At 37.0% G+C, this 19,593-nt stretch carries 16 protein-coding genes, 8 tRNA genes, 1 pseudogene and 1 riboswitch; of the genes and pseudogenes, 21 read left to right on the top strand and 4 right to left on the bottom strand.

Annotated features, from left to right (window positions below; genetic code table 11):
• Positions 1 to 30: 30 nt before the first annotated feature.
• On the bottom strand, positions 31 to 375 hold the full coding sequence (locus RZ74_RS05205; protein ID WP_053950352.1) for a hypothetical protein: 345 nt from the start codon (positions 373 to 375) through the stop codon (positions 31 to 33).
• Between the two features lie 156 nt (positions 376 to 531).
• Between RZ74_RS05205 and RZ74_RS05200 the strand changes: the two genes are divergently transcribed.
• The 4 genes from RZ74_RS05200 (at position 532) to RZ74_RS05185 (ending at position 2,966) form a co-directional block, all read left to right on the top strand.
• Complete coding sequence (locus RZ74_RS05200; protein ID WP_053950351.1) at positions 532 to 1,191, top strand: metal-dependent transcriptional regulator; 660 nt, start codon at positions 532 to 534, stop codon at positions 1,189 to 1,191.
• Positions 1,192 to 1,293: 102 nt separating this feature from the next.
• On the top strand, positions 1,294 to 1,626 hold the full coding sequence (locus RZ74_RS05195) for a hypothetical protein (protein WP_053950350.1): 333 nt from the start codon (positions 1,294 to 1,296) through the stop codon (positions 1,624 to 1,626).
• A gap of 108 nt (positions 1,627 to 1,734) precedes the next feature.
• Positions 1,735 to 2,499 carry a threonine/serine exporter family protein gene (locus RZ74_RS05190; protein ID WP_330376134.1) on the top strand — a complete coding sequence of 255 codons (765 nt, stop codon included), beginning with the start codon at positions 1,735 to 1,737 and terminating at the stop codon, positions 2,497 to 2,499.
• Entirely contained in the window at positions 2,496 to 2,966 is a 471-nt protein-coding gene (locus tag RZ74_RS05185) for a threonine/serine exporter family protein (protein WP_263505217.1), read from the top strand. Before RZ74_RS05190 ends, RZ74_RS05185 begins: the two co-directional genes overlap by 4 nt.
• 25 nt (positions 2,967 to 2,991) lie before the next feature.
• Here RZ74_RS05185 and RZ74_RS05180 read toward each other — a convergent pair whose 3' ends face one another.
• Together RZ74_RS05180 and RZ74_RS05175 are read right to left on the bottom strand one after the other, a co-directional pair.
• Positions 2,992 to 3,360: a DUF1634 domain-containing protein gene (locus RZ74_RS05180; RefSeq protein WP_053950348.1), complete on the bottom strand. Its 369-nt coding sequence runs from the start codon at positions 3,358 to 3,360 to the stop codon at positions 2,992 to 2,994.
• A gap of 10 nt (positions 3,361 to 3,370) precedes the next feature.
• Positions 3,371 to 4,213, bottom strand: coding sequence for a sulfite exporter TauE/SafE family protein (locus RZ74_RS05175; RefSeq protein ID WP_053950347.1), 843 nt, complete (start codon positions 4,211 to 4,213; stop codon positions 3,371 to 3,373).
• A 148-nt stretch (positions 4,214 to 4,361) separates the two neighbouring features.
• Here RZ74_RS05175 and RZ74_RS05170 point away from each other — a divergent pair, with 148 nt between their 5' ends.
• Positions 4,362 to 5,030, top strand: coding sequence for a phosphatase PAP2 family protein (locus tag RZ74_RS05170; protein WP_053950346.1), 669 nt, complete (start codon positions 4,362 to 4,364; stop codon positions 5,028 to 5,030).
• A gap of 21 nt (positions 5,031 to 5,051) precedes the next feature.
• Here the strand turns inward: RZ74_RS05170 and RZ74_RS05165 are convergent, their stop codons facing one another.
• Positions 5,052 to 5,870 carry a lp_1002 family arylesterase gene (locus RZ74_RS05165; protein WP_053950345.1) on the bottom strand — a complete coding sequence of 273 codons (819 nt, stop codon included), beginning with the start codon at positions 5,868 to 5,870 and terminating at the stop codon, positions 5,052 to 5,054.
• A gap of 59 nt (positions 5,871 to 5,929) precedes the next feature.
• Here RZ74_RS05165 and RZ74_RS05160 point away from each other — a divergent pair, with 59 nt between their 5' ends.
• From RZ74_RS05160 to RZ74_RS06895, 16 genes and pseudogenes are all read left to right on the top strand, one after another.
• Complete coding sequence (locus RZ74_RS05160; protein WP_053950344.1) at positions 5,930 to 6,418, top strand: GNAT family N-acetyltransferase; 489 nt, start codon at positions 5,930 to 5,932, stop codon at positions 6,416 to 6,418.
• Between the two features lie 44 nt (positions 6,419 to 6,462).
• A riboswitch (Lysine riboswitch) is annotated at positions 6,463 to 6,641 on the top strand.
• A gap of 110 nt (positions 6,642 to 6,751) precedes the next feature.
• On the top strand, positions 6,752 to 8,209 hold the full coding sequence (locus RZ74_RS05155) for an amino acid permease (protein ID WP_053950343.1): 1,458 nt from the start codon (positions 6,752 to 6,754) through the stop codon (positions 8,207 to 8,209).
• A gap of 117 nt (positions 8,210 to 8,326) precedes the next feature.
• Positions 8,327 to 8,968 carry a deoxynucleoside kinase gene (locus RZ74_RS05150; RefSeq protein ID WP_053950342.1) on the top strand — a complete coding sequence of 214 codons (642 nt, stop codon included), beginning with the start codon at positions 8,327 to 8,329 and terminating at the stop codon, positions 8,966 to 8,968.
• 270 nt (positions 8,969 to 9,238) lie between these two features.
• Positions 9,239 to 10,522 carry a serine--tRNA ligase gene (serS, locus tag RZ74_RS05145; protein ID WP_053950341.1) on the top strand — a complete coding sequence of 428 codons (1,284 nt, stop codon included), beginning with the start codon at positions 9,239 to 9,241 and terminating at the stop codon, positions 10,520 to 10,522.
• Between the two features lie 306 nt (positions 10,523 to 10,828).
• Positions 10,829 to 10,901: transfer RNA gene (locus tag RZ74_RS05140), tRNA-Val, on the top strand.
• A gap of 2 nt (positions 10,902 to 10,903) precedes the next feature.
• A tRNA-Lys gene (locus tag RZ74_RS05135) sits at positions 10,904 to 10,976 on the top strand.
• Between the two features lie 35 nt (positions 10,977 to 11,011).
• Positions 11,012 to 11,095: transfer RNA gene (locus tag RZ74_RS05130), tRNA-Leu, on the top strand.
• Positions 11,096 to 11,117: 22 nt separating this feature from the next.
• Positions 11,118 to 11,191: transfer RNA gene (locus RZ74_RS05125), tRNA-Thr, on the top strand.
• A gap of 5 nt (positions 11,192 to 11,196) precedes the next feature.
• Positions 11,197 to 11,268: transfer RNA gene (locus tag RZ74_RS05120), tRNA-Gly, on the top strand.
• A gap of 12 nt (positions 11,269 to 11,280) precedes the next feature.
• Positions 11,281 to 11,366 (top strand) — tRNA-Leu (locus tag RZ74_RS05115).
• A gap of 25 nt (positions 11,367 to 11,391) precedes the next feature.
• Positions 11,392 to 11,465, top strand: a tRNA-Arg gene (locus tag RZ74_RS05110).
• A 12-nt stretch (positions 11,466 to 11,477) separates the two neighbouring features.
• Positions 11,478 to 11,551, top strand: a tRNA-Pro gene (locus RZ74_RS05105).
• A gap of 126 nt (positions 11,552 to 11,677) precedes the next feature.
• A complete protein-coding gene (locus tag RZ74_RS05100; RefSeq protein WP_053950340.1) occupies positions 11,678 to 12,145 on the top strand; it encodes a CtsR family transcriptional regulator in 468 nt (155 codons plus the stop codon).
• Between the two features lie 15 nt (positions 12,146 to 12,160).
• Positions 12,161 to 14,659: an ATP-dependent Clp protease ATP-binding subunit gene (locus RZ74_RS05095; RefSeq protein ID WP_053950339.1), complete on the top strand. Its 2,499-nt coding sequence runs from the start codon at positions 12,161 to 12,163 to the stop codon at positions 14,657 to 14,659.
• Between the two features lie 273 nt (positions 14,660 to 14,932).
• Complete coding sequence (gene rpoB / locus RZ74_RS05090) at positions 14,933 to 18,532, top strand: DNA-directed RNA polymerase subunit beta (RefSeq protein WP_378252643.1); 3,600 nt, start codon at positions 14,933 to 14,935, stop codon at positions 18,530 to 18,532.
• A 17-nt stretch (positions 18,533 to 18,549) separates the two neighbouring features.
• A pseudogene (locus RZ74_RS06895) lies at positions 18,550 to 19,593 on the top strand (DNA-directed RNA polymerase subunit beta'); the annotation flags it as partial.

Here is a 19,593-nt window from a genome sequence, read left to right as displayed (position 1 = left end):
TTTTTTGTAATTGGAAAAACGTCTTTTTAATTATACGCCGTGTGGTAGAGCAGCGTATTTTTGCTGGTACCAAGATTCCCAAGGGAACTCGGTGCTACCGTTAGCAAGATATCTCATATCGATTTCATTTAGTAGTTTTTCATAACTATGACTACAATAGATGATTGTATCTTTAGCAGCATGATCTACCGATTCATACTTGTTACGATATACCTCCTGATTGATTTGCCATAGCATGGATTGGTCAGGAACCTGACTTAATATCTCCATGTTTTCGCTGCGATAGCAGATGACATAAAACTTACTAAATGCGTTGATACTAGTAACTTTGGCCTGTTCGCTAAGTTCACTAAAATGGTACAACTTCTCTCCCATAAAAATGCCTCACTTTCGTATCGTAGATATTAATATTCAATATCTCGACGTAATTATATAATTTTCCTCAAAAAAAAGAAATAAAAATGGTAAAATAGATATTAAAGTTGTAAGATACTCTTTAGTAGATTTTATTTAGGAGACATGGATATAGAGATGACCCCAAAAAAAGAGGACTATTTAAAAATTATTTTTGAACTAGGTGGAACCAAGGAAAAGGTATCCAACAAACGCATCGCGATTAGCTTAGATATCGCACCTGGATCTGTAACCGAAATGGTGAATAAGTTACTAGATGAAGGTTTAGTAGAACACGAACCATATGCTGGGGTATGTTTAACCGAAGACGGAATTAAATTAGCAGAAGTGCTAGTTAGAAAGCACCGTATTTGGGAAAGTTTCTTAGTGAACGAATTAGGTTATCCACTACCTGATGTGGATAAGGAAGCTGAAGTTCTAGAACATGTCACAAGTGGACATTTACTAGAATCAATGTATGAAAAGTTAAATGAACCATCACATTGCCCGCATGGTGGAGTAATTCCTAACATGTCAGGCCATTACAAAGAAGATAGTCATCGACTATTAAATGATGCTGAAGATGGTGAAATGGTGGTTGTTGATCGTTTTATCGATAACCATGACCTATTAACTTATCTAGGTGATATCCAATTGGATATTGGTGATAAATTAAAGGTGATTAAGCATTCGCCATTTGAAGGACCGGTAACGGTGCAAAACCTAACTGATAATCAAGAAAGCGATATTAGTTACAAAGCATCACATTACGTGTTTATCCGCAAAGTTGCAGAATAAAGCAAAGGACTGAGTTGAAAAATTCAGTCCTTTTTTACATGCTTAACTACTAGTGCTAAACTAATAGTTAAATAATCCATACATAAAGAAGATGGTATCAAAATGAAGAAAATTATATCAGTGATTGTCGCAGTGGTAGTAGTAATGATTGCGGTGTTTGCCTTTTGGATGTACCGCCAATCAAGTTTTTATGCTGCGCAACAATTTAACCAATTAACTAGAAATAAAACAGAATTAAGAAAAGTTGCGGAAAATGATGCCGTATATCAATATATTCGGGATAATCATGACCATCAATTAACCGGGATTACTGATGATCAAGGTTCAGGTAAACTATTTTACTTTGCGGGTAAATATAAAGATAAATATATTGGTTTCGAAGGCGATTTTTATAATTTTGGAATAAAAATTAAAAAGGTCTTCTTTAATCAATAAATTCAAAACTCGTTATTCAACGAGTTTTTTTGCTGGCTTCACGCCGAAATGGGCTGTTTTATTCTAATCGTTAAATGTTATAATAAAAAAAATTACGCTTAAAGAGAGGTGAGATGGTTGAACGAAAGACAAAAAAGTAAGTTATTAGTTGAGACCTGTTTACTAGCTGGAAAGATAATGATTGAAAATGGTTCTGAAATGGTCAGAGTGACTGACACAATTGACCGTATTTCAATTAATGCTGGCGCGAAAGAAGCACGATCGTATGTTACGCTTACAGGGATTATCATGTCGGGGAGTCCAGATATGGGAGCGCAAGTAACCGCAATTGATAAGCGTACTTTTGACTTAGAAAAGGTGTCGACAGTTAATGACTATTCTCGCCAGTTCGCCAATAAGAAAATTTCATTGGGCGAATTTTACCGTCGCTTAAAAAGAATCGATAAAGATATCCTGCCATTTCCTTTCTGGTTGCAATTAATTGGTGCCTTTATGGTTAGTTCGACGCTAGAAATTGTCTTTAGAAGTAACTATTACGATTTCTGGGCAGCTGGAATTGTGGGGATGTTAGGGTGGTTTGTTTACTCACTAACCGATAAGTACACTAATATTCGATTTTTAAATGAATTCATTGCCGCAATCTGTATTGGATTCGTATCAATCTTTTTAATTCGTGCAAAGATTGCAATCTCAGCCGATGATTTGATTATCGGGGGACTAATGCCATTGGTACCAGGGGTACCAATTACGAATGCGGTTCGCGATGTCTTATCCGGAAACTTAGTATCTGGACCATCTCGAGGAATCGAAGCCATTATGAGTGCCTGTGCATTAGGTTTCGGTGTGTCAATGGCAATTAAAATTTTGGGGTGATAATCATTTTTCCATTAATAATAAATATTTTATGCGTGTACTTTGCGACTATTGGTTTTGGAATCTTAATTAATCTACCTAGAAAAGCACTTAACGTTGCCGGAATCGTAAGTCTTTGTGGCTGGTTAGTTTATCATATTGTTGATGTGCACCTTAATAGTTATCTTTTTGCCGATATCTTAGGAACTTTTACAGTCGGTTTTTTGAGTATCTTCGCATCAAGATATAAAAAGATGCCGGTTATTATTTTCAATATTCCAGCGCTAGTGCCATTGGTGCCAGGAGGACAAGCATATCAAGTTATGAAGTGTTTGGCGATTGGAAACTACGCATTAGCCAAAGCAAATTTAATTCAGGTCATTTTTATTGCTGGAGGAATTGCTTCTGGTTTCCTATTTTCTGAATTCTTAAACCAATTATATAATCGTTTTAAAGCTTACATGAAAGAAAAAAGAGCAATGAGATAATTCTCATTGCTCTTTTTATTTTGTTTTATCCGAAGAAGAAACTAATGATTAAGACGATTAACACGAAAGTGGTAATCCAGACATATAGCATGTCTTTTTCTTTGTAGAAAGAATAGATAGATACGATTACTCGTAATACTGGAGTTAGAATCAAGCAAAAGATTCCAAGCATCATAATCGCATATGGTTTAACGTGGGCAATTCCAGTAAAAATATCATGGAACTTAGTAGGAAAGACATTGGTAGGATAACCGGACTTACCAGTAATTAAAAATAATAGTAAACCAAGAATCATGATGGTTGCGGAGATAATAACACCGACACGAAGAATCTTACCAATTACTAATTCGATACGACCCATTTCTTCTTTAGTTGCAGGTTGTTCTTTATTCATAATTTACCTCCTAGAATCCTTTAAAACCGTTGATTAGCATGTTGAAACCAATGTAGACAATGATTGGAACGAAAATCATTCTAATCCATTTTGCTGGTAACACTTGCATAATTCTGGAACCAACAGTAGCACCACCTAAAATTCCTAATGCTAGTGGAACTGCGACTTGAGGTAGGATTGATCCGTTGAAGAAGTAGACTGTTGCAGAAGCTGCAGCGGTAACTCCCATCATTAAGTTACTAGTAGCACTTGATGGTTTTAAAGGCATCTTCATGAAAGTATCCATGGCGATAACTTTAAATGCACCAGAACCAATTCCTAATAAACCAGAAGCTAGGCCGGCACCAAACATTACTGATAGTCCACGGGGGATGTTTTCTACTTTATAATCAATTTGTTTCTTTTCTGACTTATCATAGTATGAAGAGTTTAAACGAAGCTTTTCAGCTAGTTTATCATCTTTAGTACTTAGATTTGACTTACTTTTGTTTAATAGTTTTTTAACCATGTTGAAACCAGAGAATAATAGCAAAAGTCCAAATAATATGTAAAGGTATTTAGGCTCTAACACGCCAGTAAGTAAAGCACCAGACAAAGCACCGATGGTAGTAGCAATTTCTAAGAACATTGCGACACGTAAATTTAAAACTTCATCCTTTAGATAAGCAATTGTAGAACCAGAACTAGTAGCGATAACTACGATGATACTAGCCCCAATCGCATATTTAATGTCCATATGGAAGAAGAGTGTTAGGACGGGGGTAACGATAATTCCACCACCAAGTCCTAAAATAGCACCACCAATACCGGCAACGATACCGATGATGATCATTAGTATGGCTGTTTCAATCAAAATATTTTCCTCCTAAAAAATTAAAATCATTTAATATTATAACAATTATTAGAATCATTGCACTGAATAAAGCAATTCTTAATTATTTTAGGTTCTGGAACTATGTTATAATAATTTTAAAAAGTGATTAGGGAGGATCGATGCGATTATGATCATCGATAAAGATTATACCCGTGGTTTTAGAATCTTCGGTGGAGCTGTACTATCACTAATTGTGACTCTATCTGTAATGATTGATTCAGGGTATTTAAGATTTTTAGATTCAGTAATGATTGGAGCAATCCAAAAGTCTGATGGAGGAATTAAGGATGCTTTAATGCACTTAAGTACTACATTGGCCAGTCCTAAATTTGATATTATTTATGTTTTAATCATGGCATTCTTCATGTGGGGCTTTAAGTTTAAACTGCAAGCACTTTGGGCAATCTTTACTATTATTGGTGGGGATGTAGTTGGTTTCGTCTTCAAAGAAATTGTCAGAAGAGCTAGACCAACATTACACAGTGCTTCAGATACTGGTTTTAGTTTCCCATCAGGTCACGTATTAGGAATCTTTATTGTTATTAGTATTATTTGGATTATTATTATTCCAGTAATGAAGAGTGATAGATGGAGAATTGCAATTCAAATTCTATCTGTTATCTTCTTATTAATGGTAATGATGTCTAGAGTATACCTAAACGCGCATTACCCAACAGATACCATTGGAGCAGTATTAATTGCTTACACTTGGGTTCAAATTTCAGAAATTTTCTACGTAAAATACGCACCAAGATTGAAGCAAAATTGGCGTCCAGTTTTACATTCATACTTATAAAATAAAAAAGAACTGATATAATCAGTTCTTTTTATTTTGCCAAATTTCAGCTAACCAGCTAATTGCTAAGTCAAACCAAGTAGCGACACGTTCGTTATTTGAATCATCATTCCATGCTGTTGTAGAGTTGGCCAGTCCCATTCCGTGAGGGCCGTGGTGGAAAATGTGTAATTCGTTATCCACACCGACTTCGTTTAAACGCATTGAATATTTCAATGCGTTTTTGACTGGGACGAATGGATCGTCAGCAGTATGCCAGATGAAAGTGGGGGCGTTTTTCTTGCTGACATATTTATCGGCTTCAATTTGTCTGTCATCATTGACCCAGTTTAAGATGCTTTCAGGATCTTTGGGGAAACCATCGTGTAAGTTAATCACAGGGTAGCTGAGGATAACTGCATTTGGTTTTAAAATATCTGAATTATCCACATGTGCATAATCCATTAGCCATTGTTCATGGTAAAAGTTATTATAGAGACTGCAGATGTGGCCACCGATTGAAAAGCCAGCGATGACGATACGGTCGGTATCAATGTTATATTCATTAGCATGTTCTTTAATGAACTTAATGCTGTTTGCTAGTTCGACTAGCGGATTAGGCATTAATGGTAACGCTTCATGTTCAAAGGTATATCTTAAATAGAAACTTTGATAACCTTGCGCTGAGAAATTAAGCGCAAAGTTTTCAGCTTGTTGCAGTGAAATATGGGTATAAGATCCACCAGGTACAATAATTACTGCTGGATATTTATATTGATTAGTTTGTACATCTGCTGATTTAAGATATCCTTGAATAAATGAACTTGAGTTTTCGCGTATTGATTCTCTAATAATTTTCATGAACGGACCTCGTTTACTAAAAAATAATTAACTATATTTTAACGCAAGGAGCAATAAGTGTGGATAAAAATATGAATAAAGAAATAGAAGTAACAGAATTATATGATACTGACTTTCCTGCCTACTTTGAAATGATGAGTGATCCAGTGATGGCTCAAAAGACCGGGTTTGAACCGGTAGAAGATGAACAAAAAGCTAAAATGTTATTTGAATCCGAAAATGATACAAATAAAACCTACGCGATTAGGCTAAAAGATACCCACAGATTAGTGGGACTTATTAACATTTTCCCAGAAATTGGGGATAACTTTGAACCCGATTTTGAAAATGTTGAACTAGGATATTTTATCAACACAAGTTATCAACAACGCGGATATATGACCTATGCATTACAATGGGTGCTAGAACAGGGGATGGATGGCGTATCAATAGTAGAAGCCACCGTTGATGTTAATAACATTGCATCACAGCACTTACTATTAAAGTTAGGTTTTACACAGGTGGATAAGTACGATGACAATTTAGTTTATTCACAAAAATTAAAATAATCATGTTGTAATTGGGGATATCTTAGGATATAATTATTCTCATAAATCTAAGAAGAGGCGCAGCTAACAAGAGTAGCTAATCTGAACTGATAAAGCAGTGATGAAGATTAGTGAAAGGGAAGGACTGCCGAAACAAGCAATCACTTTATGGATTGTACGTTGGGCTCTAGTTTAATAGACTAGGGACTGTCGTGATAATTTATCACGGAGTGCTTTTATGATCGATAATTAAAGTTACTGATTATGTGGTCTCTTCTTGCGTTTTGCAGGACGGGACTTTTTTAGTTATTTATCATTAGTACCTCTTAGAAATAAGAAAAGAGGGTGAAGTCAATGAGTCAAAATTCAGATAACACAGTGAAGAGAGGTTTAAAGACCCGTCATGTTTCAATGATTGCCTTAGGGGGTTCAATCGGAACTGGTCTTTTTGTTGCCTCAGGTTCAGTAATTAGTCAAGCTGGACCGGGTGGAGCATTAGTTGCATATTTATTAATGGGATTAATGGTTTACTTTTTAATGACTAGTTTAGGTGAAATGGCAACTAATACACCAATTTCAGGTTCATTTGCTGCCTATGCCGGTAAGTACGTTGATCCTGCGCTTGGTTTTGCGATGGGTTGGAACTATTGGTTTAACTGGGCAATTACAGTTGCGGTTGATATTAGTACTGCAGCTTTAGTTGTTAAGTTCTGGTTACCACACTTCCCAAGTTGGATTTTTAGTGCCGTTACTTTGGTATTGATCTTAGCCATCAATGCTCTATCAGTTAAGTCATTCGGTGAAACCGAATTTTGGATGTCCATTATTAAGGTGGTAACCATCTTTATTTTCCTAGGTGTCGGAATTTTAACTATTTTCGGTATCATGGGTGGTCACTTCGTTGGTCTATCTAACTTTACATTTAAGAAGGCACCATTTGTTGGTGGTCTTCCAATGATCCTAGCAGTATTCGTTGTGGCTGGTTTCTCATTCCAAGGAACCGAATTAGTCGGAATTACTGCTGGTGAATCAGATAACCCCAGAAAAGCTGTTCCACTAGCCATTCGTGATGTTTTCTGGAGAATCATTTTATTCTACATTCTTGCTATTTTTGTTATTGGAGCAATTATTCCTTACACTAGTCCTGATTTATTAGGTTCAAGTGCTACTGATGTTGCAATCAGTCCATTCACAATTGTCTTCAAGCGTGCTGGATTGGCTGCCGCTGCATCTGTTATGAACGCTGTTATCTTAACTTCTGTTATTTCTTCAGCTAACTCAGGGATGTACGCATCTACTAGAATGTTATACTCAATGGCTCACCAAGGTTTCGCACCTAAAATCATGGGTAAGACTAACCGTCGCGGAATCCCGGTTGGTGCATTACTTGTTACTACTGCGATTGCATTACTCACATTTATCACTAGTATCGAAGGACCACAAATCTACCTATGGTTAGTGGCTGCTTCTGGTTTAACTGGTTTCATTGCTTGGGTGGGAATTGCCATTTCTCATTATCGTTTCAGACGAGCATTTATCAAGCAAGGTCATAGTTTAGATGAATTGAAGTACTCTGCAACTTGGTTCCCAATTGGACCAATCATTACTTTAATTCTATGTATTCTTGTTATATGTGGTCAAAATATTACTTCATTTGCTAACTTAGATTGGGAACAAATTGGAATTACTTACATTTCAGTTCCACTTGTATTAATTCTATACATTGGATACAAGATTAAGTACAAGACTCATCTAATTCCATTAGACGAAGTCGATGTTTCACCATCAGATTTAAGAGAACAAGAAAAATAAGATTAAAAGATGCTAAGAATTAGCATCTTTTTTATTTTCCAGCCATATTGCCGTATTCAAAAATAGTCTGATGTATTAAAATAATATATAGAAGAAACTCAACTTAAGGAGACTAATATGATTGTACTTGCTGGAACAATTGGAGCGGGAAAGACCTCTTTAACTAAATTATTGTCAGAACACTTAGAATCAACTGGTTACTATGAATCAGTTGATGATAACGAAATTCTACCTTTATTTTATAAAGACCCTAAAAAGTATGCATTTTTACTACAAATCTACTTTTTAAATACTCGTTTAAACAACATTGAAAAAGCGCAAAATGAAAAACTAAGCGTAATGGATCGTTCAATCTATGAAGATTCACTATTATTCCGTTTGAATGCTGACATGAAACGTGCGACTTCTACTGAAGCAGATATCTATGATTCATTATTGGATAATATGATGGAAGAAATTCCAGGGTCACCAAATCAAAAGAACCCAGATTTATTAATCCACATCAATATTTCTTTCGAAACAATGTTAAAGAGAATTCAAAAACGTGGTCGTAGTTATGAACAAGTGGATAAAGATCCAGAACTTTATGATTACTACAAAGACTTAAACCAACGTTATGATGATTGGTATGCAAATTATGATTTATCACCAAAGATGGAAATTGATGGTGATAAGTTAGATTTCATTGAAAGTGAAGACGATTTAGCAGAAGTATTAAAACAAATTGATGAAAAAATTGCAGAATTGCAATTAAAGTAGTTGCCAATTTAAAACTTTTGTAATACTATTAAATCAACAAATAAACGCAATGTATGTTTTAAGTAGACACTTAAGAGATGTAATGGTTGGTGTGAATTACAAGTCGAAATTCCAGCATACGTAAAAGCGGGTAGGTAATGCTACACGGCTAGTGACCGTTATCACCATACGAGTGTTTAGCTTATGCTAAGAACTTGGGTGGTACCGCGAAAAGAAGACCTTCGTCCCAATGGATGGAGGTCTTCTTTTTATTTTCAGGAGGTATGTATTATGTTAGATATGAAAATGATTCGTCAAAACGCAGATTGGGTAAAAGAAAAGTTAGCTACTAGAAATGTTAAAGCTGAAACTATCGATGAACTATTAGGTTACGATGAAAAACGTCGTGAACTAATTGTGAAGAGCGAAAGCCTAAAAGCTAAGAAGAATGATGTTTCAAAGAAGATTGCCGAAGCAAAGCGTAACAAAGAAGACGCCACTTCAGCAATTGAAGAAATGCAACAAGTTGGTAAGGAAGTTAAAGATTTAGATGCTGAACTAGAAAAGGTTCAACAAGATCAACAAGATTTAGCTGCCCACTTACCAAACATTCCAGCGGATGAAGTTCCAATCAGTTTAACTGAAGAAGGAGCTGTGGAATTAAGAAAACATGGTGAACCACGTAAGTTTGACTTCCAACCTAAGAACCACTGGGAAATCGGTGAAGACTTAGGAATTCTAGATTTTGAAGCTAGTGCTAAAGTTGCTGGTAGCCGTTTTGTATACTACATGGGAGCAGGTGCACAATTAGAACGTGCTATCTATAATTTCTACTTAGACCAAAACGCTAAAGCAGGTTACAAAGAAGTACTTCCTCCATACATGGTTAACTCAGACTCAATGTTTGGAACTGGACAATTTCCTAAGTTTAAAGAAACTAAAGCTGGTTTCGAAATCGCAGATAGTGATTTAACAATGATTCCAACAGCCGAAGTTCCATTAGTAAATTACTACAGAGATGAAGTAATGGATGCTGACAAGTTGCCAGTTAAGTTTACTGCACTTTCACCAGCATTTAGATCAGAAGCCGGAAGTGCCGGACGTGATACTAGGGGTTTAATTCGTTTACACCAATTCAACAAGGTTGAAATGGTTCAATTCACTAAACCAGAAGATTCATGGGATGCACTAGAAAGCATTACTGCACATGCTGAAGAATTACTAGACATGTTAGAAATTCCATACCACGTAATTACTTTAACTACTAGTGATATGAGTTTCACTGCAGCAATGACCCATGATATTGAAGTTTGGATGCCTGCTCAAGGTCGTTACCGTGAAATTTCAAGTTGTTCAAACACGACTGATTTTCAAGCTCGTCGTGCACACATTCAATACAGAGATGAAAATGGAAAGCTTCAATTCGTTCACACATTGAATGGTTCAGGTTTAGCCGTTGGTAGAACTGTAGCAGCTATTTTGGAAAACTTTCAAAACGAAGATGGCTCAATCAGTATTCCAAAAGTACTACAACCTTACATGGGTGGTCGTACTACTATTACTAAAGAAGGTTAATTATATCTAAAACTGAAAAGAACCTCCTAAGATGATACCTTAGGAGGTTCTTTTTATATATAGAAATAAGATGTTCTTATAGGAAGGGATGATAATGAAATCAATCAAAACAGAATTGCTATTCATTTTTTGCAAAAAAAGGTAGACGAGGAATGTATTTTTCGATATAATATTTTTTGTTGAGTTATAAAACGGCTTACAAATATGAATTCAAAGCAAATTAATTAAAATTTTTGTTGACATGAATTGCTACAAATGATAATATTAAATAGTTGTCTTGTTAAGAGATGACTTGATTGACCTCATGGAGGATTAGCTCAGTTGGGAGAGCATCTGCCTTACAAGCAGGAGGTCACAGGTTCGAGCCCTGTATCCTCCATTGAGCCGTTAGCTCAGCCGGTAGAGCATCTGACTTTTAATCAGAGGGTCGGCAGTTCGAACCTGCCACGGCTCATTGGCTCAATGCCATATACATTTTAATATCACCATGCGGGCGTGGCGGAACTGGCAGACGCGCTAGATTTAGGTTCTAGTTTCCTTATGGAAGTGGGGGTTCGAATCCCTTCGCCCGCATTGCATTATTTGCAAAAATGCTGCCGACTTAGCTCAGTTGGCTAGAGCGCTTCACTAGTAATGAAGAGGTCGGGTGTTCGAATCATCTAGTCGGCATTTATGCGGAAGTAGTTCAGTGGTAGAACATCAGCTTGCCATGCTGGGGGTCGCGGGTTCGAATCCCGTCTTCCGCTTTGCATACTTCTGCCGGGGTGGCGGAATTGGCAGACGCACAGGACTTAAAATCCTGCGGTCAGTGATGACCGTACCGGTTCGATCCCGGTCCTCGGCATTATTTTTAATTTAATATTTATTATGCACCCATAGCGCAACTGGATAGAGTGTCTGACTACGAATCAGAAGGTTGTAGGTTCGACTCCTACTGGGTGCATTTTTTTTATTTCGGGAAGTAGCTCAGCTTGGTAGAGCACCTGGTTTGGGACCAGGGGGTCGCAGGTTCGAATCCTGTCTTCCCGATAATATAGATGAAAAAGAGAAAATGTTAATTCATTTTCTCTTTTTATTTTCGGTAAAAATCTTTGCATTTCGGCTATAATTACGTATAATTATAGTCAAGATTAGTCAAAGAATTGGGGTGGTAACATGCAAGGAAAAAACATTTCCGATATTATCGAAAGATATCTAAAGGAAATGATTGCTGAAGATGAACGTGTTGAGATTAGTAGATCTGATATTGCCAGTCACTTTGATGTTGTACCATCACAGATTAATTATGTGATTAAGACTCGTTTTACTATTCAAAATGGATATGTAGTAGAAAGTAAACGAGGTGGCGGAGGATACATCCGTATTGAAAAAGTGAAGTTATTAGACAATATTGAAATACTAGACACATTAATAGATGCAATTGGAACAGACCTAACGCAAAGAGAAGCGAAGGCATTAATTAATACTTTAGTTGTAAATGAGCTAATTACTGACAATGAGGCTGATTTAGTGTTAGCATCTATTACTAAACAAACTCTAGCAATCGGCAATACATTACTTGAAAATCAGATTAGAGCAAACATAATGATCGCCATTTTAGATCATTTGAGATACAAGAGCTAGAAAGTGAGGCATAACATGGATAACATTTTTACTCCTAGTGCGAAAAACGTTTTAATTATAGCGCAAGAACAAGCCAAAGTATTTGGCCATCAGGCTATCGGAACTGAACATTTATTACTAGCTTTAGCGATGGAAACTAACGGAATCGCTAAGTCAGCATTAAAACAATGCGATATCAATGAAGAAGATATTAAGGGTGAAATCGAAATCTTAGTTGGTTATGGTAATTTGCATGAATATGATCAAGATTCATACCTACCATATTCACCAAAGACTGAACAAATTCTTACCATTGCAGGGCAAGTTTCTAAGAAGTATGGTGCTGCCAGAATTGGTACAGAACACTTATTAATCGCTATTTTGGATACGCCAGAAACTGTCGCTACTAGAATTCTAGAAAGCATGAACGTAAGAGACATGAACTTTATTAAAAAAGTGCTATTACGTAAAATGGGCTTTTCATCAAATCCCAACCCAAATGCCAAAAACATTCCATTGCCAGGTGCTAAACCAGCAGTGACAAATGGAACAACTCCAACGCTTGACTCATTAGCAACCGACTTAACTAAGGCTGCTAAAGACGGTTTAATCGATCCTACAATTGGAAGAGATGACGTTATCAAACGTGTTATCCAAATTCTAAGTCGTCGTACTAAGAACAACCCAGTTCTAGTTGGTGAAGCAGGGGTTGGTAAGACCGCTGTTGTCGAAGGATTAGCTTTGAAGATTGCTAACCGTCAAGTGCCGGATGATATGGAAAACAAACGTGTCATGATGCTTGAAATGGGAACTTTAGTTGCTGGAACTAAGTATCGTGGTGAATTCGAAAAACGTTTAATGAAGATTATCAGCGAAATTAAATCAGTTGGTAACGTTATTTTATTCATTGATGAATTACACACCTTAATGGGTGCTGGTGGAGCTGAAGGGGCAATTGATGCTTCTAACATTTTAAAACCAGCATTAGCTAGAGGTGACTTACAAACAATTGGAGCTACAACATTGAACGAATACCAAAAGTACATTGAAAAAGATGGGGCTTTGGCTCGTCGTTTCGCTACGGTTTCTGTTGAAGAACCAACTAGAGATGAAGCAATTCAAATTCTTAAGGGGATTCGTCCTAAGTACGAAACTCATCATCAAGTTAAAATTACAGATGATGCAATTGAACAAGCGGTTGATTTATCATCTCGTTACATTAGTAATCGTTTCTTACCTGATAAGGCCATCGATTTGATGGATGAAGCAGCTGCTATGATTAGAATTGATAATTTAGACGATGAAGATCCATTGGATGAATTACAAAATCAAATCGCTGAATACAGTAAAGCACTGGAAAGTGCAATTGAAGAACAACGTTTTGAAGATGCTGTTAGTTTAAGAGAAAAAGAACAAGCAGTACAAAAAGAATTAGCTGATAAACGTGACAAGATTGCTGATCAACGTCAAAAGGCACAAAAGGAACATAAGTACAACATTTCAGAAACTGGTGAAGATGTTGCTAAGGTTGTTTCTGAATGGACTGGTGTACCAGTTACTAAGATGACTAAGACAGATAGCAAGCGCTTGGTAAACTTAGAAAGCATTTTACACAAGAAAATTATTGGTCAAAATGAAGCCGTTTCTGCAGTATCTAGAGCAATTAGACGTGCAAGAAGTGGAATTAAAGATCCTAACCGTCCAATCGGTTCATTTATCTTCTTGGGACCAACTGGTGTTGGTAAAACTGAATTGGCTAAAGATTTGGCTGAAGAAATGTTTGGCTCAAAAGATGATATTATCAGAATTGATATGTCAGAATATATGCAAAAAGAATCAGCTTCTCGAATGGTTGGTTCAGCTCCCGGATACGTTGGATACGAAGAAGGTGGTCAACTAACCGAAAAGGTAAGACAACATCCATACTCAGTTGTTTTATTCGATGAAGTAGAAAAGGCTCATCCAGATGTCTTCAACTTGTTACTACAAGTACTAGATGATGGATACCTAACTGATTCAAAGGGTCGTCACGTTGATTTCAGAAACACAGTACTAATTATGACTTCTAACCTAGGTGCTGCTGCACTTCGTGATAAGAAGACAGTTGGTTTTGGTGCTGAATTAGATAAAGACGATGAAAACTACAAGCTAATGAAGAAGACCGTTGAAGAACAAATGAAACGATTCTTCAGACCAGAATTCTTAAACCGAATTGATGAAACAATTATTTTCCATGAACTAAATCAAAAGCAAGTTCAAGAAATTGTTAAGTTAATGACAAATGATTTATTGAAGAGAGTTCATGATCTAGGTATCAACATTAAGATGACACCAGCCGCAATTGAATTGATTGCTAAGAATGGTTTTAATCCTGAATACGGTGCTCGTCCAATTAGAAGAGCACTACAAAATGATGTGGAAGATAAAATTTCTGAAGAAATTCTTTCTGGTTCAATTAAACCAGGGGATGAAGTTTCAATCGGAGCTTCCAAAGGGAAAATTACAGTTACTAAAAAAGAAACTGTTAATGCATAAAAAAGAGAGGATTTAATCCTCTCTTTTTTATGCAAAACATTGACTTAACTATGCTTTTAGAGTATCATACTGGGTATATAACTATGAAATGAAATGCGTGTCGGCGATCTATTGTCCGTCAGATGCGCCTATATCAACCAAAAATAAGCGTCAATCGAGATTGCTTGTTTTGGTTTTTTTTTGCTCATTTTTAGTAAAAATCAGTAAAAAAGTGCAATTGTAACACAATTGTAATATTTCATTTTCGTAGAATTTTTTGGAGGGGTGAAGAACTTGGCAGGACATTTAGTTAAATATGGTAAACACCGTATTCGTAGAAGTTACTCACAAATCAAGGAAGTTCTTGATTTACCTAATTTAATTGAAATTCAAACCGATTCATACATGTGGTTCTTAGATGAAGGTTTGCGTGAAATGTTTAACAGCATTATGCCAATTGATGATTTCCAAGGAAAACTATCCTTAGAATTCGTTGATTACGAACTATTAGAACCTAAGTACACTGTTAATGAAGCAAGAGATCATGAGGCTAACTACTCAGCTCCACTTCATATCACATTAAAATTGACTAATCATGAAACTGGTGAAATCAAGACCCAAGATGTTTTCTTTGGTGATTTCCCATTAATGACAGATCAAGGTACTTTTATTATCAATGGGGCAGAACGTGTAATTGTTTCACAATTAGTTCGTTCTCCTGGTGTTTTCTTCCATAAAGAAGAAGACAAGAACGGCCGTATCAGTTACGGTACTACTGTAATTCCTAACCGTGGTGCATGGATGGAATTCGAAACTGATGCAAAGAACTTATCATACGTACGTATTGATAGAACTAGAAAACTACCAATTACTGAATTAGTACGTGCTTTAGGTTTTGGCTCTGATGATGAAATTACTCAAATTTTAGGTAGCAATGACAGCCTTTCATTAACTCTTGAAAAGGATGTTCACAAAGACACCACTGATTCACGTGTTGAAGAAGCCCTAAAAGATATCTACGAACGTCTACGTCCGGGTGAACCTAAGACTGCTGACTCTTCTCGTAGTCTATTAACTACTAGATTTTTTGATCCAAAACGTTACGACATGGCTCCAGTTGGTAGATACAAGACCAACAACAAGTTGAGCTTAAAGACTCGTCTACTTGGATTAACCCTTGCTGAAACTTTAGCTGACCCAGATACTGGTGAAATTATTGCTAAGAAGGGTACTGTTGTTGATAAGAATGTTATGAAGGAAATAGCTCCATACTTGGATCGTGAAGACTTCAAAGCATACACATTCAACCCTTCAGATGAATCAGTAGTTCCTGAACCAATGACTGTTCAAATCATTAAAGTACAATCAGAAACTGATCCAGACCATGTTGTTAACATGATCGGAAATGATAACATTCCTGAAGATTTCCACCACATTACTCCGGCAGATATCATTGCCTCAATCAACTACTTCTTTAACTTACAAGAAGGAATTGGTGAACCTGATGATATTGACCATTTAGGTAACCGTCGTATTCGTTCCGTTGGTGAATTACTACAAAACCAATTCAGAATTGGTTTAGCTAGAATGGAACGTGTTGTTAGAGAACGTATGTCAATTCAAGACACTACTACTGTTACTCCTCAACAACTAATTAACATTCGTCCTGTTGTTGCTTCAATTAAGGAATTCTTTGGTTCATCACAATTATCACAATTCATGGACCAAACTAACCCATTGGGTGAATTAACTCATAAACGTCGTCTATCCGCATTGGGACCTGGTGGTTTAACTAGAGACCGTGCTGGATACGAAGTTCGTGACGTTCACTACACGCATTATGGTCGTATTTGTCCTATTGAAACTCCTGAAGGACCTAACATTGGTTTGATTAACTCACTTTCAAGTTATTCTAAAGTTAACAAGTACGGTTTCGTGGAAACACCATACCGTCGTGTTTCATGGGATACTCACAAAGTTACTGATAAGATTGATTACTTATCAGCTGACGAAGAAGATAACTTCGTAGTTGCTCAAGCTAACTCACCATTAAATGAAGACGGTTCATTCAAGAACGACGTTGTTATGGCTAGATATAAGTCAAATAACATCGAAACTAAGATTGAAAATGTCGATTACATGGACGTTTCACCTAAACAAGTTGTTTCTGTTGCGACTGCATGTATTCCTTTCTTGGAAAACGATGACTCAAACCGTGCCCTAATGGGTGCCAACATGCAACGTCAAGCTGTTCCTTTGGTAAATCCACATGCTCCACTTGTTGGAACTGGGATCGAATACAAGGCAGCACATGATTCTGGGGTTGCTCTAATCTGTAAACACCCAGGTACTGTTGAATATGTTGACGCTGACGAAATTCGTGTTAGAAGAGAAGACGGTTCATTAGATACTTACAAACTAATGAAATTCCAACGTTCAAACGGTGGTAAAAACTACAACCAACGTCCAATCGTTCGTGTAAACGACAAGGTTGACGCTGATGAAATTCTTGCTGATGGTCCATCAATGGAAAATGGTGAATTGGCCCTAGGTCAAAACCCTGTTGTTGCATTTATGACTTGGCAAGGTTACAACTTCGAAGATGCCATTGGTATTTCAGAACGTTTAGTTAGAGAAGATGTATATACTTCAATTCATATTGAAGAATATGAATCAGAAACTAGAGATACCAAACTTGGACCTGAAGAAATGACTAGAGAAATCCCTAATGTTGGGGAAGAAGCTCTAAGAAACCTTGATGAAGAAGGAACTATCAGAATTGGTGCTGAAGTACATGATGGTGACATCTTAGTTGGTAAGGTTACTCCTAAGGGTGTAACAGAATTATCAGCTGAAGAAAGATTACTACATGCTATCTTCGGTGAAAAATCTAGAGAAGTTCGTGATACTTCACTACGTGTACCTCACGGTGGTGGCGGTATCGTTCAAGACGTTAAGGTCTTCACTCGTGAAAACGGTGACGAATTAGCTCCAGGTGTTAACAAGATGGTTCGAGTATACATTGCTCAAAAACGTAAGATTCAAGTAGGGGACAAGATGTCTGGTCGTCACGGTAACAAAGGTACTGTATCTATTGTTATTCCTGAAGAAGATATGCCTTACTTACCAGATGGTACTCCAATCGATATCCTATTGAGTCCCATGGGTGTGCCTTCACGTATGAACATCGGACAAGTTCTTGAACTTCACTTAGGTATGGCTGCTAGAAAACTTGGTATCCACGTAAGTACTCCGGTATTCGATGGTGCTCGTGATTCTGATATTTGGGATGCTGTTAAGGAAGCTGGTATGGCTTCAGACGGTAAATCAGTTGTTTATGATGGTAGAACTGGTGAACCATTTGATAAGCGTGTCGCTGTTGGGGTTATGCACTACTTGAAACTTGCCCACATGGTTGATGACAAGATCCATGCTCGTTCAATTGGACCTTACTCATTAGTTACTCAACAACCACTTGGTGGTAAAGCCCAATTTGGGGGACAACGTTTCGGGGAAATGGAAGTTTGGGCCCTAGAAGCTTATGGTGCCGCATACACACTACAAGAAATCTTGACTTACAAGTCAGATGACGTTGTTGGTCGTGTTAAGACATACGAAGCAATCGTTAAGGGTGAACCAATTCCTAAGCCAGGTGTTCCTGAATCATTCCGTGTTCTTGTTAAAGAACTTCAAGCTCTTGGATTAGACATGAAGGTTCTAAATGATGACAATGAAGAAATCGAACTTCGCGACTTAGATAGTGAAGACGATGACAATGTCTTAAACACTGATGCTTTAAGCAAACTAGCTGAAAAGCAAAGACAAGGCAAGGAAGAAACAGACGAAGAAAAGTCTGAACAAGATGATAAAGCAAACACCAACTTTAAGGAATAAAGAAAGGGGACTATCCATTGGTCGATGTAAATAAATTTTCAAGCATGCAAATTGGATTAGCTTCTTCTGATAAGATTCGTAGTTGGTCATTTGGTGAAGTTAAAAAGCCAGAAACTATTAACTACAGAACCTTAAAACCAGAAAAAGACGGTCTATTCGACGAAAGAATTTTTGGTCCTACAAAGGATTGGGAATGTGCTTGTGGTAAATATAAACGTATTAGATATAAAGGTATTGTCTGTGACCGTTGTGGAGTTGAAGTTACTCGTGCCAAAGTACGTCGTGAACGTATGGGACACATTGAACTTGCTGCTCCAGTAACACACATTTGGTACTTCAAGGGTATTCCAAGTAGAATGGGTCTTGTATTAGACATGAGTCCACGTGCTTTGGAAGAAATTATCTACTTTGCTTCATACGTTGTTACTGATCCTGGTGATACTCCACTAGAAAACAAGCAACTAATTTCAGAACAAGATTACCGTGATAAGAAACTAGAATACGGTAATCGTTTCCAAGCACAAATTGGTGCTGAAGCAATTAGAACTTTATTGAACAATGTTGATATCAATAAAGAAGTTGCAGAACTAAAAGATGAACTTAAGAAAGCTACTGGTCAAAAACGTGTTAGAGCGGTTAGACGTCTAGATATTCTAGAAGCATTCTTACAATCTGGTAATGACTTATCTTGGATGGTAATGGAAGCAATTCCTGTTATTCCACCTGACTTAAGACCGATGGTACAACTAGAAGGTGGCCGTTTTGCTACTTCTGACTTAAATGACTTGTACCGTCGTGTTATTAACAGAAATAACCGTTTGAAGAGACTATTAGACCTACATGCTCCTGGTATCATCGTTCAAAACGAAAAACGTATGTTACAAGAAGCCGTTGATGCTTTAATCGATAACGGTCGTCGTGGTCGTCCTGTTGCCGGTCCTGGTAACCGTCCACTTAAGTCTCTATCACACATGCTTAAGGGTAAGCAAGGTCGTTTTAGACAAAACTTACTTGGTAAGCGTGTTGATTACTCTGGTCGTTCAGTTATTGATGTTGGACCT

Source organism: Apilactobacillus apinorum, assembly GCF_001281175.1.
In the GTDB taxonomy this organism is placed as follows: domain Bacteria; phylum Bacillota; class Bacilli; order Lactobacillales; family Lactobacillaceae; genus Apilactobacillus; species Apilactobacillus apinorum.
This window is presented reverse-complemented; position numbering and strand designations above follow the sequence as displayed.